Consider the following 15,518-nt stretch of genomic DNA (forward strand, 5'->3'; position numbering starts at 1 on the left):
TTTTCGTACCTCGCGCCCAAGCGGCTCGCCAAGAGCTTCCGCGACGAATACTAAACAGATGGAGGGCGGCCACGCTCAAAATGACAAGGCGCCGAGGATCGATCTCCCCGGCGCCTTTTCCGCCAATCACCCTCTACGACAGCTCGTCCACGTAGTGGGCCAGCAGGACCGTTTGCCCCGAGATCGGGTCCTTCACCAGCAGTCCAACCACGCGCACATTCATGCCGCTCGTGACCGAACTCAGACTGCTCAGGCCGTTCCGGAACACAGTCGGGCTCGCAATGTAGACGGTCACCGTCTGCGGAATAAGCGCACCCGCAACTCCTCCCACCTGCATCTGGAAGGTGCTGTTCGAGATGTTCACGCTGCCACTAACTACCGTCCCGTTGTAACCCCAGTGCCGCAGCACCACGCGGTTTACCGAAACCGCCTGTGCGTTCGCTGCGCCGCTCGCCGGTCCGCCCACTGCAATGTTCTGCCCCGCCAGCAGATTGCTCGGATTGAACAGGAACTGCGTCAGCGGATTATGCATCCGGTAGATGAAGAACTTCTCCTGCCCGCTCAGATCCACCTGCGCGATCTCACCCAGCGACAGTCCCGTCGTCGTCGGCAGCAGCCCGCGCACATACATATCGAAGCTGCTCGCCGCCTGCCCCGACGCCTGCTGCACATATGTGATCGGCCCCGCCGCGTAGAAGCCATTCTGCGAAACGATCGCAACCTCATCCGCATCCAGCGTCGCGTCCGTCCGGTCGAGCGTGCCTGAAACCTGCACAATACTGCTCGTGCTCAGCGAGCTGATGCTCTCGCTGTTGTCCCACTCCGTCTGTCCGTTTACGTTCACTGTAAACTGACGCCCGTGCGGTCCCTGGATCACGAACGTCTGATTGTTCGCATTAACGCTCACTACAGCCGCATCGAACTCATCCACGTACGCGCCAGGATCGCTTGGCCCAACCGCGTTGACATCGAACGTCGGCGTTACCTGCCCATTGATCTGCCCATTCGAGTCAACCTGGATCGACTTCCTCAGATCGAAATCCATGTGCAGACCAACCGGCGCAGCCGACTGCGCAACGACCAGAGGCGTCGCAAGCGTCACGTTGACCGTCGACGACGTCAGCGTCGCCGTCTCCGTCTGAATCGTCGGCGCAGATCCCGTCTGCGTACTCAAATATCCGATCGTCGCCGGGCCCAATGTAATCGAAATCTTGTCATAGGTGCCCACCGGAACATCGTTCATGTCGAGCAGCGTCTGCAATCCGTTGTATCGCGCAAAATCGACCGTTGGTGACCCGCTCACCAGCGGCACGCTGTTCCCACTCGCGTCAATCGCATTTACGCTCTGCACCTGCACCGCAAACGAAACAACATTCGCTGCCGGCGCATCGGTACCCACAACAAACGAAGCGCCCGTAACCTTGTTCGAATTAATCGTCGAATTCATCGAGTCAACGCCGCTGCACCCAGCTGCAAGCAGGGAAATCGCAGCCAGCGAACAGAGCACACCTGGAGCCTTACACCAAATTGGTAGCCGCATACAGATCACTCGCTTTCCGTGAACTCCCGCAACTTATGTGGAACGAACGCTGAGTAGGCAAACCACGCCCCTCTCCCGGAGGACACTCGGACAAAAGCCGCACGGCACACCAACGCCTGCACCCATCCAGCTTCTTACCGTCAGCACAAATAAAACCGTTCCCCCGATGCGCCCGCGTACGGGATCATCACTGCAAAACACGTGTCGCCTGAATCGGAACCCGCTCTGGGATGTCAGGCGTCACGCACCTCTCTGACACAACGGTCTCTCTGAAGTTGCGAAGTCGGGAATAGAAGTCTCCCATTCGCGCCTACAACTTCTGATCCCGTTTTTCTTCTCCGATTGGCCGATCGCTTGCTTACCGCCGATCTTCACTCCAGCTTTACGCGCACGCATCGGATTGTCCGCAGTCTCGCCTTCAACGCATACTTCTCCCATGACCGTCCGCAAGCTTTCGCTCATTGCCGTCACCTCGCTCCTCGCCTGCGCGCCTCTTTTCGCCCAGCAACCCGCCATCACCGCCGACCCCACCCCCAACCCCTCCGCGCCCACGCAGAATCTCGAAACCGTCCTCGACTCCCACGGCAGCCACATCGACGGCGTGTTCCTTCTCGCCTCCGGCACCGAGCCGCACCCCACCGCCATCCTGCTTCACGGCTTCCCCGGCTACGAGCAGAACATCGACCTCGCCCAGGCCCTCCGCCGCGACGGCTGGAACGTCCTCGCCCTGCACTACCGCGGTTCGTGGGGATCACAAGGCGCCTTCAGCTTCACGCACTGCATGGAAGACGTCGGCACCATGCTCGCCTACGTCACCGCGCCCGCCAACGTCACGAAGTTCCACATCGACACACACCATCTCGTCGTCATCGGTCACAGCATGGGCGGCTTTCTCACCGTCGCCGCACTCGCGCAACATCCCGCGCTCAAAGCCGGCGTCGTCATCACCGAAGGCAGCCCCGTCCACGACACCAACGACTACTTCGCCAACATCGACCCCGCCGACTTCGCCCCACTCGCCGGCACCTCACCCGCCGCGCTCCAGCACGAAGCCCAAACCCACGCCACCGATTGGACCTTCCCTGCCTTCGCCGCCAAAATCTCCCCGCGCCCCATCCTCGACATCTCCGCCAACGACGGCCTCCGCGCCTCCAACGAAGCTCTCGTCGCCGCGCTCAAGCAGGCCGGCTCGCCCGTCACCTCCATCCACTTCGACACCGACCACGGCTTCACCGACCACCGCATCGCGCTCGAGTCCGCCATCCTCAAGTGGCTCGACGACACTGCCCGCTAGCCGCCATCACCGCGGCTTCAAACTCTCTCCCGGCACATACTGCCCCTTCGAGTTCCCCGGGCCGCCCACAAACTCCAGCACCGGAATCCGCTCATCCACATCCGGCAGCGCCGGAAACGGCTCGTGCGGCTCCGCCTGGTACCAGTACGCCACCGACGAAAACGTGTCCGAGCGATGATTCGCATGCCCATGCTCAATCGTCGCCTTGAAATACTTCGTAAACGGAATCGGCGAATCCAGATGAAAGCGATACACGCTCCACCGGCTCCCCGCAATCTCCTTGCCCACCAGCGGAGCTCCGTTCATCATCCCGCTATATCCCGCGCCGCCAAAATCCCAAGCGCCTAGAAAATAGTCCTCGCTCCCCGTCCCAATCATCGCGGGCTTCGTCTCATCGTCGATGAAAAAGAAATCATCGCCCTCGCCCCACCATCCATCCTGGTTCTGCAATATCGACATCGTCACGCCCACGAACTGCCCGTGCCCCTTCGCCTCCATCCACACATAGTTGTCCTTGCCATCCAGGTTGCGCCGGTAGTTCACAATCGGATCGCCGTTCTCGTACCACTCTCCGGTCCATCCCTTGTTCGGCTGCGCCTGCCGGTACTGCGCATGAAAGTACAGCGTGTTCTTTGCCAGCGCATGCGTATACGTCCGGTAGTCGATATTCCAGTAAAGGCTGTTGAGCGCCAGCTTGCCTTCGTTCGTAATCGTGATGCGCGCATGATGCCCAAACGGCATCGGGAAATAGCAGTTCATCGCTCGGTCATGCGACACCGTCAGCACCGCCGACTGCCACGGCACAATGTCGCCCGTCCCCTGGCCAAAGAAATCGCCAATCGGCGTCTCCACACTCGGCGTCTCCTCGCCATCCCAGTACATCCGCAGCACCACGCGCTTCAGAAAATACGGCTCGCGATCGCTCAGCGTAAACCAGATGTGCGAGATCATCCCCGGCCCATCTGCATCCAGAATCGTCAGCGTCTGCCCCGGCGTCACCGTCCGGAAATCCGCATTCGCTCCCGTAATCTCGGCACTGCTCGAGCGGTGCAGCGCATACGTCTGCTGCTGCGTCGGATCCGGCATCCACGACGGAATCTGTGCCGAAGCAAACATCGACATCACGACTCCAAACACACCCAGCGCAAGTACACGCATAACTTTGCGTCCTCAAAAAGTCAGGGATCAATAACAGCCGCCGATTATACCGGGAACCGGTCTCTCGCCTCGCCCTCACCTTAAAAACAGAAACAGCGCCGGCGGCCCGGCGCTGTTTCTCTCACCAATCTCCCGCTAAAAAATTACCTTCACCGCAAACTGCACCACTCGCGGCGTGAACGTGCTCGAGATAATCCCACCCGCCGTCGGATTCCCTCCTTGCGTCCCCGTCGGGCTGCTCGGCAGGTACAGGTTCGTGTGGTTGAACACGTTGTACAGTTCCGAGCGGAACTCCACCTGCATCCGCTCAATCGGCGTATGGAAGCGCTTGTTCACATCCAGGTCCGTCTGATACAGCGGCGGCGTTCTCCCCGGATTCCTTGAAAGATTCCCGAACGGTGACTGCAGCACCCCGCTCGCGTTGTTGATCGCGGGCAGTTGAATCGCCGCATAGTTGATGTACTGCACATACCCCGTGTTCGCCTGCTGCACACTCCGCCCCAGCGTCAGCGGCACGCCCGGTACCCGGTTCGGCCTATACAAATTCACGCCGCGATAATTCGCCGTAATCTGCGTCGATGCGAGCTGCGCCGAGTTCGGCGAGTACGTAATGTTGAACGGCGTCCCTGCCTGCGCCGTGTTTACCGCGCTGATCTGCCATCCGCCTACCACCGCATCCAGCGCTCCATTCATGTGCGACCCGAAGTGCCGCCCACGTCCGATCGGCAGGTCATAAACCAGGCTCGTGATGTTCGCGATCGGCAGGTTGTAATCCGACTGCGCATAATCTCCCGCAAGATTGAACCCATCCTGCGGCGAAGGCGTGTTGCCCTCCAGCGACGCGCTCGCGTTGTCCAGCGAGTGCTCCCACGTGAAGCTGTTCAGCAGCGTCAGCCCCGCCGTCATCCGCTGCTCATACCGCACCTGCAGCGAGTTGTAGTTCGACATAAATTCGTTCAGCGCCTCCGTGATATCCGAAGGCCAGTTTGCAAACGGCCGCACATATCCACCCGTCGCCGTTACATTCCGCTGGTTGCCGTTGATGAAGCCCTGCAGCTTCAATCCGTGATTGCCCACGTACGCGACGTCCACCAGCCCGTTCTTGAAGAGCTGCCGCTGCACCGCCAGGTAGTAGTTCTCCACGTAGCTGTCGCGCGTATTCTTTGGCACCCACGTGATGTTGTCCGTCGCCGGATTGAAGTTCGTCGCCAGCGCCGATGGGAAGCCCTGGTCCGCCGTCACATAGCAGCTCTCCGTCGTCGACCCCGTCGCAATAATCTGCGCCGGCAGCGGCGACGCGCAATGGTTCGTCGTGCTCGGCGCGATCTGGCTCACCGCCGCAAACTGCGCCTGTGGCGCATTGATCGCCGCGATGTCACCTGACCCCGCGCGCGTGTAGTGCACATAACTCGTCCCAAACCCTCCGCGAATCGACAGCGACGGCACCGGCGAATACGCAAAGCCCACGCGCGGCGCAAGATCGTTCAGGTCCGGATTCACCAGCGTCTTGCCATACACACCTCCCGCACTCACCGGCGTGATTCCGTTACCCGCCACCGCGCCCGGCGAAATCGTCAGCACCGTCTGCGATGTCGGGTCCCAGTTCGACACATAATTGTCCTTCTCCGAGTACGGCGATCCATACTCCCACCGCAACCCAAGGTTCAGCGTCAGGTTCGGCCGCACCTTCCAGTCATCCTGCGCATACACACTCTGGATCGTCTGCCGCAGATGCGCCTCAAAGAAGTTCGCCAGCGCATACGCACTCGTCGTCCCAAACAGAAAATCCGCGAAGTACGTGTCCGCCACCTTCGCCGTCGACAAACCCACCGGCGTTCCGCTCGCCGACGAGCAAGTCCCCACACCGGCAATCACCGTCCCCGCCGGGCACGCGCTGTACCCTCCGCCAAACGTAAACGACCCATAAAGCGGATTGTTGTCCAGCACGCCCATCCAGATCTTCTCCCACTCATACCCGAACTTGAACGAGTGCTCCCCATGCAGCCATGTGTAGTTCGCCTTCGGGTCCATCAGCGCCGGATTCTGAAACTGCGGATTCGTCGTCTGTCGCCCAAACGATGTAAACCCGCCCGAGATCGCAACCGCCGGCAGCCCGCCCGCCAAATTCGGCGACGTCGGCAGCCCCGGTATCGGAAACGTCTGCGTCCCTACACTCGGCGGCGTCTTGCCTGCCTTCGTCCGCGACAGCCCCAGCCGCACATCCAGCACGCGGTTCGCCCCGAAGATCCCCGTGTACCCCAACGCAATCTGCTGATCCAGAATCCGCTGCGGCCCCGCCACCTGCCCTTCCAGCGGCAGCGGAATAGTCGGGAAATTCGTTCCCGTCTCCTTGCGATCGCTCACACGCAGAAAGAATCGCGACGACGCACTCTTCGCATAATCCAGCCGCAGATCGCCCTTGTCGCCAAAATCCCTGAACGGTATCTGCACCGAGTAATCGTTCGCGTTCTGCCCCGTCGACCCCGACCCCGTCTGCGGCAACCCCGCAATCTTCTTGAAGTCCGCCACAATCAACGACGACAGCGGATTAATCGCACTCGCCGGAATCGCCTGCCCCGCCGGATACACCACGCCCGTCACCGGATTCCTCACCGGAACCACCAGCACGCCATTCAGCTCATTCTGCGTCGGCAGCGTCAGCACAAACAGCGGCTTCGTAATCGCGCGCAGCCCTTCATAGTCCAAAAAAAAGAACAGATGATCGTGCACAATCGGCCCGCCCAGGTCGCCGCCAAACTGGTTGCGGTTCGTCGTCGGCTTGCGGAACGGCACCGGCCCATTCGTTCCGATCAGCGTCGGCTTGAAAAATCCCGCCGCATTCAAATCCGTATTGCGCAAAAACTCATAAATCGTCCCATGAAACTGGTTCGCCCCCGACTGCGACGCCACATTGATCGTTGCGCCCGAGCTCCGCCCATACTCCGCGCTCTCGTTATTCGTCACCACGCTGAACTGCGCCACCGAATCCGGCGGCACCGAAATAATCTGGTTATCAAACCCCTGGTTCGACTCCCCATACGAGTTGTTGTCCATCCCATCCAGCAGAAAGTTGTTGAACACCGACCGCTGCCCGTTCACGTTATACGCGCCCTGCCGGATCAAGCTGTTCCCATTGCTCGAGGTCGTCGCTGCCGTCGGCGCCTGCCGCACACCCGTCACCAGCCCCAGCAGGTCCGTATAGTTCCTGTTCACCAGCGGCAGCGCCTCACTCTGCGCATTCGTTATCGTCTGGTCGCGCTGGCTCGACTCCGTCTCAATCTGCAGCGCCACATCGCTCACCTCGACCGTCACCTCCGCCCCGCCCACCTTCAGCGTCAGGTCAATGCGCTGCCGGTTCCCCACCGAAACCGTAATGTTCCGCGCCTCCGCCTTCGAAAACCCCGTCGCCGACGCCACCACGCTGTACACGCCCACCCTCAACTGCGGAACGTCGTAATTCCCCTCCGTATCCGTCTTCGTGTCGCTGCTCACACCCGTCGCCGTATTCGTCACCGACACCGCCGCGCCCGCAATCGGTGCCCCGGTTGTGTCGCGAATCGTGCCCAGCAAACTTCCGTTTTCGTACTGCGCAGCCAGCCGCGAAACCGGGAGCAGGAACAACACCACACCCAGCACAGACAGGAAAAGGGGGAAACGCTCTGTTTTGAACATGCGGGGCAGTGTACCGAACTTCTCTAAACGTCCGTCAAACAAAAATTCGATCTTGTGACGAACCGAGTGCCCCATCCCAGATATCCCATTGACCCACACTCTGATAACCATTCACAAAAACCTGGGCGCCCCATCTTACCTTCACCTGCGTGATCCGATCAGACGCAGCCTGTGGATGCGAGTCCGCGAGGCCGCTTATGACGGATGTCCGAATAGTCGGGTCAGCCTTTCTTCCTGCATCCGTCGGCCGACTGTCTTCAAGGCTTCCGCCTCCGCCCACTTTTTCATCTCTAGAGGCCTAGACGAGCTAGCGATATAGAAGCTCAGCACCTCCGCCCACCAATCGTCGCCGCGAAGGTACGCACGAAGAGCATTCTTCTGGCGGTTGCCGGATGGATCTCCTAAATCCCTTGCGGCCAAATACTCTTGGAAACTGAGGTGAGAGAACGTCAGTTCTCCTCCGACTCTTGTCAAAAGCGAATCCTCCAGGACTTCCGACAGGAGCACTCGCCAATTTGGAAGACTTGTTCTCCATACGTCATCGACAGCGAGCTGAAACTCTCGCTCTGTCGCTTCTCGCCGGCGATTCATGTGAAGAATGCCCGCTAGACGGGTCAGAACTTCGCGCTTCTGATCAGAACCAAACTTTAAGTTGCGCGGGATGTTTTTCGCGAGATCCCATCCTCCGCACATTAATTCGGTTACTATGTCATATAACCGAGCGCGGCTCTGCGGTAACTCCCGGTTCCTACGGAAAACGCCGATGATTAAAGTGCAGAGCAGCGGAATGCGAATTAAGGAAGTCAGCGTTCGCGCCTGCTCGAGTTGCGTGAAGAATGCGGAGTAATCTTCCGACTTATCACCTAGCCACTTACCGACAAGCGTTTCTGCTTGCTCTTCGCTCATTTCGCTGAGTTCGATCCGGGAGAGCCAACTCAGCCACGAGCCTCCGACATGATCTCTAGCCGTTACGACCACGGAAACCATCGGATAGCGCTCGCTCAGATTCTTAGCTGCTTCGAGTAGGTCGCGCTGACGTTGGATCGTGGTCACTTCGTCAAGACCATCGAAAAATACGGATGCGCGCTTGCCCGCGGAACAGAGTTCTTGAAAGTGTCTGACTAGAGCAGGATCATGTAGAAAGATTTCTTCCGGCGTGCCATCCAACTCTTGCACTGCGAGCTGATGCAGCGGCACGTAAAACGGGAGACAATCGCTAGTGCGTGATTCCAGTTCCCGGATGCTCTCCAAGACCCGCCACTTACAGAAAGATGTCTTCCCGTGACCGGCAGCCGCAGTAATCATGATTGGTGCAGTAGTCTGCTCGACAACAGCTCTTGCAATCGGAAATTTCCTCGGAAGGACACGCGCCTTTAGGAGCTCTGGATATCGACCAGCTAGGTCATCTATCCTGCAATATTCGAGCAGGGCCGGATCTCCAAGCGGTGGATGTGTATTCAAAGACTGGACGAAGTCGTTGCTCGACGAAACCGCTTGGGCGAACGAATCGAACGCCGCTAGTATCGCTTGCGTTGCTGCGCTCCACCTGGCTGAGAGGGCGGAAGATATAGCAACGGGACGCGGGTCACGTTTCGAGCCCGAAGAGGGCAAAGGGCCGTCATAATGGATCTGCCAAGTTTCCTCCCAATCTGTGAGGAGATCCGCCGCAAGAGACGTAAGCTCGGCGCAAAGATTACGAATATTGGAACGATCCGACTCGTCCTAGATTTGCTCATCGGCCAGTCTGACCTTGATATATTCCAACCAATCCGGCAGGAGTTTGAACTCTTCAAACGTCAACGGCAAGTTGGGGGAAAATGGCGGTTCTATTTCGCCAACAAAGTCATAAAGTCTGAACGTCTTCCTGAAATCCTGTTTTACGTAAACGGCCTCAAACTGCTTCAAGCCTGTCGCGAAGATATCGTTCTGCGCTGCGATAAAACTGATCGGGTCGGACTTGAGCAGCGCGGATCGCAGCTGAATTACGTAGTTTCCCAAGAAAGATGAATCGAATATGAGCCCGTTCAGATAATATTTCTCGAACATCTCAAGCAGGCGTGAGCCACAAAGGAACTGTATGCTGCCCCGCCTCTGTTCTAGGCTGCCCTGTATCGAGGCCATGGCTGATTCGGAGCACTCATAAGGGGAAACTATGTAAACCATTCGTGCATACTCACTGGTGCCATCGTCTGCAGTTCGAGATGTGTCGAGGCACTGTTGGGCCTGCAAGAAGACAGTTCGGGCGCCCTGGTTGCTAGACACAGAGCCGACAATTCGGTCACTTTTCACGACGCAAGCGCAACAGTAGTATCCCGTCAGCGGGTCACTAGCGTAGAAAATTACGTCTTTGCCTCGCTCCATGTTGCCGTGCGTTATTCGGACTCCCTGATAGCCAGGAACATTGCGAAGCATTAAAGAAAGCTTTTCTCTTAAGTCTTCTTCATGGCGAAAAAGCCCCGCAAATTGCTCAACAGTGATCACGTTTGGTCCTGGAAATCATTCCGGTATTTATAGCTACTCCACCCTAACACTCTTCGCTAGATCCACTTACCTGATCGACATCGCGCGGTCGGCCCGCATCCGGGTGCCCAACTTCTGGCCGCACTCGGTCAGAAGTTGGCTCCGCTCTGCCGAAGGCTGGAGTGAACCCGAAGCGCAGCGAAGGGGTAACGACTGAATTGCCTTCCTGTCCTGGCCGCAAACGCGGGCGCACTCGTGAAATGCAGAGCGACCGACTCGGACGACGATGCCCCGCCGCATCAGAAATTTCTCACTGCTTAGATCGCGATTACGCTGCTTCAGGCTGCCGCTTCGAACCGGATCGCGACGGCGACGCGGCCTTCATCTGCTCCCGAATCCCAAGAAACGCACGCAAAGCGCGGTTGACCGACTCGGAGTCCGGAAAGTGCTCGTGAAGCTCAGGGTCGATGATGGCGAGGTTTGATCCCTCGAGCTTATTGAAGTACTTACCCCGGACGGCCGTCTTCGACCTGGCCGAAGACCTCTGCAAGCCGGACTTAGTTCTCTGAGTCTTCATAGAGCTTCCGTTCTGCACGTGTGGCGTGACGCGCACTGATGATGCGGATCAGTCCACCGGTTTCATTATGGCTGATGAATAGGAGTTTGCCAGAGGCTGAGACCCCGATGGTGAAAAATCGCGAGTCGGTATCTGAGTGGTCGGGGTCGAAATCGGTGTATGCCGACGGGTCGCCTTCGAAGACCGTGACAGCTTCGTCAAACGAGACCCGGTGCTTGCGAACGTTCGCAGCAGCTTTGCGTGGATCAAACTGGTACTTCAACATGGGGCCCGGCGGTGTCAGTTCGCTTCTACCGGACCGTCACGCTCCTTGCAACGCCCCGGATAGGTGAGGCCGCAGACCCTCCAAGCCCCCAACTCTGCACCTACCCCACCCCGGCGAGCATCCAATACCCACCAATAAAGCGAATCCTGCCACCCCCACGGTGCAGGCGCGGACAGGTACGGCATAATAGATAACAATGAAAGTCCATATCCCAACACCACTTCGCAACTACACCGAGCGGCAGCAGACCGTCTCGGTCGGGGGCGTGACGGTCGCTGAGGGTCTGGAGCAGCTGGTCGAGCAGTTCCCTGCCATGCGCCAGCATCTCTTCACCCCTGACGGCAAGCTCCGCTCGTTCGTGAACGTCTACGTCAATGACGAGGACGTCCGCTATCTCCCTGAAAAAGAACACACTGGCGTTGATGATGCCGCCGAACTCTCCATCATCCCCTCCATCGCTGGCGGCTGTTGTCCCCTCGCTGCCTGTTGTTGTCGCTAGAAGCGAGAACAACCCGGAGCTCAGCTCCCCCCCAAGATTCCAGACTGCCGTCATCCTGAGCCGTAGGCGAAGGACCTCTGTATTTGTTTTTGTCCGGAGCTCCACGAATCCACGGCTCAAGCCGCCGCATCTCCATAGAGGAGACAAGTCGCCCTGCTTGACAAAACCGAACCCCGCTTGACCCACGGTATGATTAACCAAGGACGGCCCGAGCTCGAAGGTGGAAGCTAAACCACCTGTATTGAATACTTTGCGTACAACTCCCCTGTTTTGAATACTTTGCAATTAAAGTCCAAGGCTAAGTCAAATCTTTTGAAGACTTTGCACCAAAACAGGGGGGAGGGGGGGTACCCCCTCCAGAAGGAAAAAATGCCAGCCACACTCGACGATCTGAAAACCGAACTGCCGAAGCTGACCAACGAGGAAATCGCCCGCTACTCGCGCCACCTGATCCTCCCTGAGGTCGGCATGGAAGGCCAGCAGAAGCTCAAGGCCGCCAAGGTCCTCTGCGTTGGTACCGGCGGCCTCGGCGCCCCCCTGGCCCTCTACCTCGCCGCCGCCGGCGTCGGCACCCTCGGCCTCATCGACTTCGACGTCGTCGACGAATCAAATCTCCAGCGCCAGATCATCCACTCGCAGTCCACCGTCGGCATGCTCAAGGTCGACTCCGCCGAGCAGATGATCAAGGGCCTGAACAAGAACACCAACGTGGTGAAGCACAACACCATGCTCACCTCGGCCAACGCCCTCGAGATCTTCCGCGACTACGACATCGTCGCCGACGGCACCGACAACTTCCAGACCCGCTACCTCGTCAACGACGCCTGCGTCCTCACCGGCAAGCCCAACGCCTACGGCTCCATCTTCCGCTTCGAGGGCCAGGCCTCCGTCTTCGCCCACGAGGACGGCCCCTGCTACCGCTGCCTCTACCCCGAACCCCCACCCCCCGGCCTGGTTCCATCCTGCGCCGAAGGCGGCGTCCTCGGCATTTTGCCGGGGCTGGTCGGAATCATTCAGGCGACCGAGGTCATCAAGCTCATCCTCGGCATCGGCGAGCCGCTGATCGGACGCCTATTGCTCGTCGATGCGCTGGGCATGAACTTCCGCACCCTGAAGCTGCGCAAAAATCCCAACTGCCCTGCCTGCGGAACGCACGAAATCAAAGAACTGATCGATTACGACCAGTTCTGCGGCATTCAGAAGCCGACGGAAACCGGCCCGCTCGAGGTTTCCTCGCACGGCAAAGTCGCAGATCTGCCTGTCGTCGACGGCATTCCGCAGCTCTCGGTCGAGCAGCTCAAGGCCGAGATTGACGCAGGCCGCAAGCCATTCATCCTCGACGTCCGCGAGCCGCACGAGTACCAGATCGTCAACATCGGTGCTCCGTTGATCCCCGTTGGCCAGCTCGAGCAGCGCTTCAACGAGATCCCCGTCGGCAAAAACGAGGAGATCGTGGTCCACTGCAAGACCGGTGGCCGCAGCCAGAAGGCATCGCTCGCGCTCAAACAGGCGGGCTTCACGAACGTGAAGAACCTTGCCGGCGGCATCACGGCCTGGGCGGACAAAATCGACAAGTCGCTGCCGAAGTACTAACGCGACTGTTCGCAAAATCGAAGCTCCGCCACAAGGCGGAGCTTTTGCTTTGCACGATCGTCAGAGCTAATCGCGCTCTGCATCCTCTTCCACGAGAATCTCCAGCACGAGCGGCGGTTCGAGCATGAAGTCCATCGTGCTCATCTCCGCGACAGCGCGGTCGAGCGTTGAGCGCAGGCACGGCTCAGTGGTGACGACAAACGGCAACCGGTCGAAGGCATGGCCGCGATGCTGCAGGATCGAGTCAATGTTGATCTGCTGCTTCGCCAAAGCTCCCGCAATCGCAGCGACGATTCCAGGACGGTCCGCGACAACCAGCCGCAGGTAGTGAGGCGCCTTCACGTCGCCTGTGACCGGCAGCTTCTGGACCGGGAGCCGCACCGCGGAACTTCCCTGCGCGACGGCGAGCACATCGCTCACCACCGCAACTGCCGTAGGATGTCCACCGGCGCCATGCCCGCTGAAGACAACATCTCCGCCGAACTCGCCGCTGGTGACAATCATGTTCTGCGTGCCGCGCGACCAGGCGATCGGGGAGGTTTTCGGCACGAGCATCGGGCCGACGCGAGCGCGCACCACATCGCCATCAAGCTGCGCGCGGGAGACCTGCCGGATCGTGCAGGCCAGCTCCTTTGCGTAGGGGAAGTCGACGGCGCCGACGTGCCGGATGGTCTGTGCGGGCACATCTTCGGGACGAATCTCGGCCTGGAGCGCGAGGCGCGCGAGAATACAGAGCTTCGCACGTGCATCGAAGCCGTCGACGTCAGCGGACGGATCAGCTTCGGCATAGCCGGCACGCTGCGCGTTGGCGAGCACCTCACCGTAGTTGAAGCCGTTCTCCATGGAACTGAGGATGAAGTTGCAGGTGCCGTTCACGATGCCGCTGATGCGGCGGATGCGGTCGCCGCTCAATCCCTGCACCATTCCAGGGATTACCGGCACGCCGCCAGCGACGGCCGCACCGAAGAGCAACTGCACACTGTGCTTTGCGGCAAGATCGAGCAACTCGGTTCCGCGGAACGCGAGCAGTTGCTTGTTGGCCGTGATGACATGCTTGCCCGCGGTGATCGCGGTGCGCAACCATCCCTCGATCGGATCGAGTCCGCCAATCAACTCGACTATGGCATCGACATCGGATGCTTCCAGGACGTCTTCGACGCGGTCGGTCCAGATTGCGTCGGAAGGCACAAACTTTGCGCGCGCATGCTGACGCTTGCGCTGCACGTCACGATTGAAGACGCGCGTGATCCTGATCTCGCTGTGAGCACCAGCAGCGAGAACCTCAGCGAATGAACTGCCAACCGTACCGAAGCCAAGCAAACCTAACCGCAATCGTTACTCCTATGGTGTTGATTAATATTTCACTTTGTTGGGGCTCGCTTCCCATGCGGCGAAGCTCTCCCACGCTTTATCGGCGAGCAGGTTCCTGATCGGAATGGTGCGCTGATCAAGAGGCTTTCGCATCTCGTCGTAGAGGAACGAATCATCAAAGCCGATGCGTGCAGCGTCTGCCGCACTGTTGCCGTAATAAATGGCGCGGCAATGGGACCAATAAAGAGCTGCAAGGCACATGGGACAGGGCTCGCAACTGGTGTAGATATCGCAGCCTTCCAGCCAGAAGCTGCCGAGCTTTTTGCAAGCTTCACGAATGGCGACGACCTCAGCGTGGGCCGTAGGATCATTCCATTCGGTTACGTGATTGACGCCGGTGGCAAGCACCTTGCCATCCTTCACGATCACGGCGCCGAACGGACCGCCGCGGCCGCTCGTGACGTTCTCAGTCGCGAGCGCGATCGCCTGCTCCATGAATTCCGGACTGGCTTCGCGAAACTCGGGACGGGCTTCGCCGAATTCGGGACGAAGATCGTTCATCGGATGGTCTCTGTCTGGCCTGTCAAAAGGGGCATAATCAGCATCATGGTACACGGTCTGCGGTCCAGACATGTTGTCACGCCGGATGGCGAGCGCGATGCGGTGGTGCTGATCGAGGGCGAGCACATCGTTGCAGTGAGAGACGCCAGCGAAGTTTCGGCTGAGACTTCGCTGGAGGATGTTGGCGAGCTCGCGTTGCTTCCGGGCCTCGTCGATGTGCACACCCATTTGAACGAGCCGGGTCGAATGGAGTGGGAGGGGTTCGAAACGGGAACACGCGCGGCCGCCGCGGGTGGATTCACCACGATCGTGGATATGCCGCTGAACTGCCTGCCGGAGACGACGGACGTTGAAGCGCTGGAGTTGAAGCGTGAAGCAGCGCGGGGCAAGGCCATGGTGGATTATGCGCTGTGGGGCGGAGCGGTGGATGGAAATCAATATGAGCTGGAGCCGCTGGCCATCGCAGGTGTGGCCGGGTTCAAGTGCTTCCTGATCTATCCGGGAACGGACGGGTTCACGGAGATCGATCGGGCAAACCTGGAGCTCGCGGTGCCACACATTGCGCGCACTGGGCTCCCGCTGCTGGTG

At 59.3% G+C, this 15,518-nt stretch carries 13 protein-coding genes; 4 read left to right on the forward strand and 9 right to left on the reverse strand.

All coding sequences use genetic code 11. The features are described from left to right. Positions 1-133: 133 nt before the first annotated feature. The gene (locus VGU25_11080) at positions 134-1,447 is read right to left on the reverse strand and encodes a DUF4382 domain-containing protein (protein HEV2577741.1); all 1,314 of its coding nucleotides are present in this window, start codon (positions 1,445-1,447) and stop codon (positions 134-136) included. A gap of 529 nt (positions 1,448-1,976) precedes the next feature. Here VGU25_11080 and VGU25_11085 point away from each other — a divergent pair. Then, entirely contained in the window at positions 1,977-2,834 is an 858-nt protein-coding gene (locus VGU25_11085) for an alpha/beta fold hydrolase (GenBank protein HEV2577742.1), read from the forward strand. Positions 2,835-2,840: 6 nt separating this feature from the next. On the opposite strand, the gene VGU25_11090 is transcribed toward VGU25_11085, so the two are convergent. The 6 genes from VGU25_11090 to VGU25_11115 form a co-directional block, all read right to left on the reverse strand. Further along, positions 2,841-3,992, reverse strand: coding sequence for a glycoside hydrolase family 172 protein (locus VGU25_11090; protein HEV2577743.1), 1,152 nt, complete (start codon positions 3,990-3,992; stop codon positions 2,841-2,843). Between the two features lie 135 nt (positions 3,993-4,127). Beyond that, entirely contained in the window at positions 4,128-7,739 is a 3,612-nt protein-coding gene (locus tag VGU25_11095) for a TonB-dependent receptor (GenBank protein ID HEV2577744.1), read from the reverse strand. A gap of 120 nt (positions 7,740-7,859) precedes the next feature. Beyond that, the gene (locus VGU25_11100; protein HEV2577745.1) at positions 7,860-8,969 is read right to left on the reverse strand and encodes an NACHT domain-containing protein; all 1,110 of its coding nucleotides are present in this window, start codon (positions 8,967-8,969) and stop codon (positions 7,860-7,862) included. A gap of 417 nt (positions 8,970-9,386) precedes the next feature. Continuing rightward, entirely contained in the window at positions 9,387-10,145 is a 759-nt protein-coding gene (locus tag VGU25_11105; protein HEV2577746.1) for a hypothetical protein, read from the reverse strand. Positions 10,146-10,452: 307 nt separating this feature from the next. Continuing rightward, positions 10,453-10,701 (reverse strand): hypothetical protein, encoded by a 249-nt coding sequence (locus VGU25_11110; GenBank protein ID HEV2577747.1) that lies wholly within the window; start codon positions 10,699-10,701, stop codon positions 10,453-10,455. After that, positions 10,682-10,966, reverse strand: a complete 285-nt coding sequence (locus VGU25_11115) for a BrnT family toxin (protein HEV2577748.1) — start codon at positions 10,964-10,966, stop codon at positions 10,682-10,684. The genes VGU25_11110 and VGU25_11115 overlap by 20 nt, the downstream gene beginning before the upstream one ends. 196 nt (positions 10,967-11,162) lie before the next feature. On the opposite strand from VGU25_11115, the gene VGU25_11120 reads away from it, so the two are divergent. Both VGU25_11120 and moeB read left to right on the forward strand, forming a co-directional pair. After that, positions 11,163-11,465: a MoaD/ThiS family protein gene (locus VGU25_11120; GenBank protein HEV2577749.1), complete on the forward strand. Its 303-nt coding sequence runs from the start codon at positions 11,163-11,165 to the stop codon at positions 11,463-11,465. Positions 11,466-11,834: 369 nt separating this feature from the next. Further along, on the forward strand, positions 11,835-13,058 hold the full coding sequence (gene moeB, locus VGU25_11125) for a molybdopterin-synthase adenylyltransferase MoeB (protein HEV2577750.1): 1,224 nt from the start codon (positions 11,835-11,837) through the stop codon (positions 13,056-13,058). Positions 13,059-13,124: 66 nt separating this feature from the next. Here moeB and VGU25_11130 read toward each other — a convergent pair whose 3' ends face one another. Beyond that, on the reverse strand, positions 13,125-14,390 hold the full coding sequence (locus tag VGU25_11130) for a homoserine dehydrogenase (GenBank protein ID HEV2577751.1): 1,266 nt from the start codon (positions 14,388-14,390) through the stop codon (positions 13,125-13,127). 21 nt (positions 14,391-14,411) lie between these two features. After that, on the reverse strand, positions 14,412-15,056 hold the full coding sequence (locus VGU25_11135; GenBank protein HEV2577752.1) for a nucleoside deaminase: 645 nt from the start codon (positions 15,054-15,056) through the stop codon (positions 14,412-14,414). Here VGU25_11135 and VGU25_11140 point away from each other — a divergent pair. After that, positions 15,033-15,518: amidohydrolase family protein (locus VGU25_11140; GenBank protein ID HEV2577753.1), on the forward strand; the 486-nt coding region annotated here is incomplete at its 3' end. The two genes, VGU25_11135 and VGU25_11140, sit on opposite strands and share 24 nt — an antisense overlap.

The organism is Acidobacteriaceae bacterium (genome assembly GCA_035944135.1).
Lineage (GTDB): Bacteria > Acidobacteriota > Terriglobia > Terriglobales > Acidobacteriaceae > Granulicella.

Coding starts and splice junctions, on each gene's coding strand:
- VGU25_11080 (HEV2577741.1), bottom strand. CDS start 1,447: ATGAATTCGACGATTAATTCGAACAAGGTTACGGGCGCTTCGTTTGTT.
- VGU25_11085 (HEV2577742.1), top strand. CDS start 1,977: ATGACCGTCCGCAAGCTTTCGCTCATTGCCGTCACCTCGCTCCTCGCC.
- VGU25_11090 (HEV2577743.1), bottom strand. CDS start 3,992: ATGCGTGTACTTGCGCTGGGTGTGTTTGGAGTCGTGATGTCGATGTTT.
- VGU25_11095 (HEV2577744.1), bottom strand. CDS start 7,739: ATGGGGCACTCGGTTCGTCACAAGATCGAATTTTTGTTTGACGGACGT.
- VGU25_11100 (HEV2577745.1), bottom strand. CDS start 8,969: ATGATTACTGCGGCTGCCGGTCACGGGAAGACATCTTTCTGTAAGTGG.
- VGU25_11110 (HEV2577747.1), bottom strand. CDS start 10,701: ATGAAGACTCAGAGAACTAAGTCCGGCTTGCAGAGGTCTTCGGCCAGG.
- VGU25_11115 (HEV2577748.1), bottom strand. CDS start 10,966: ATGTTGAAGTACCAGTTTGATCCACGCAAAGCTGCTGCGAACGTTCGC.
- VGU25_11120 (HEV2577749.1), top strand. CDS start 11,163: ATGAAAGTCCATATCCCAACACCACTTCGCAACTACACCGAGCGGCAG.
- moeB (HEV2577750.1), top strand. CDS start 11,835: ATGCCAGCCACACTCGACGATCTGAAAACCGAACTGCCGAAGCTGACC.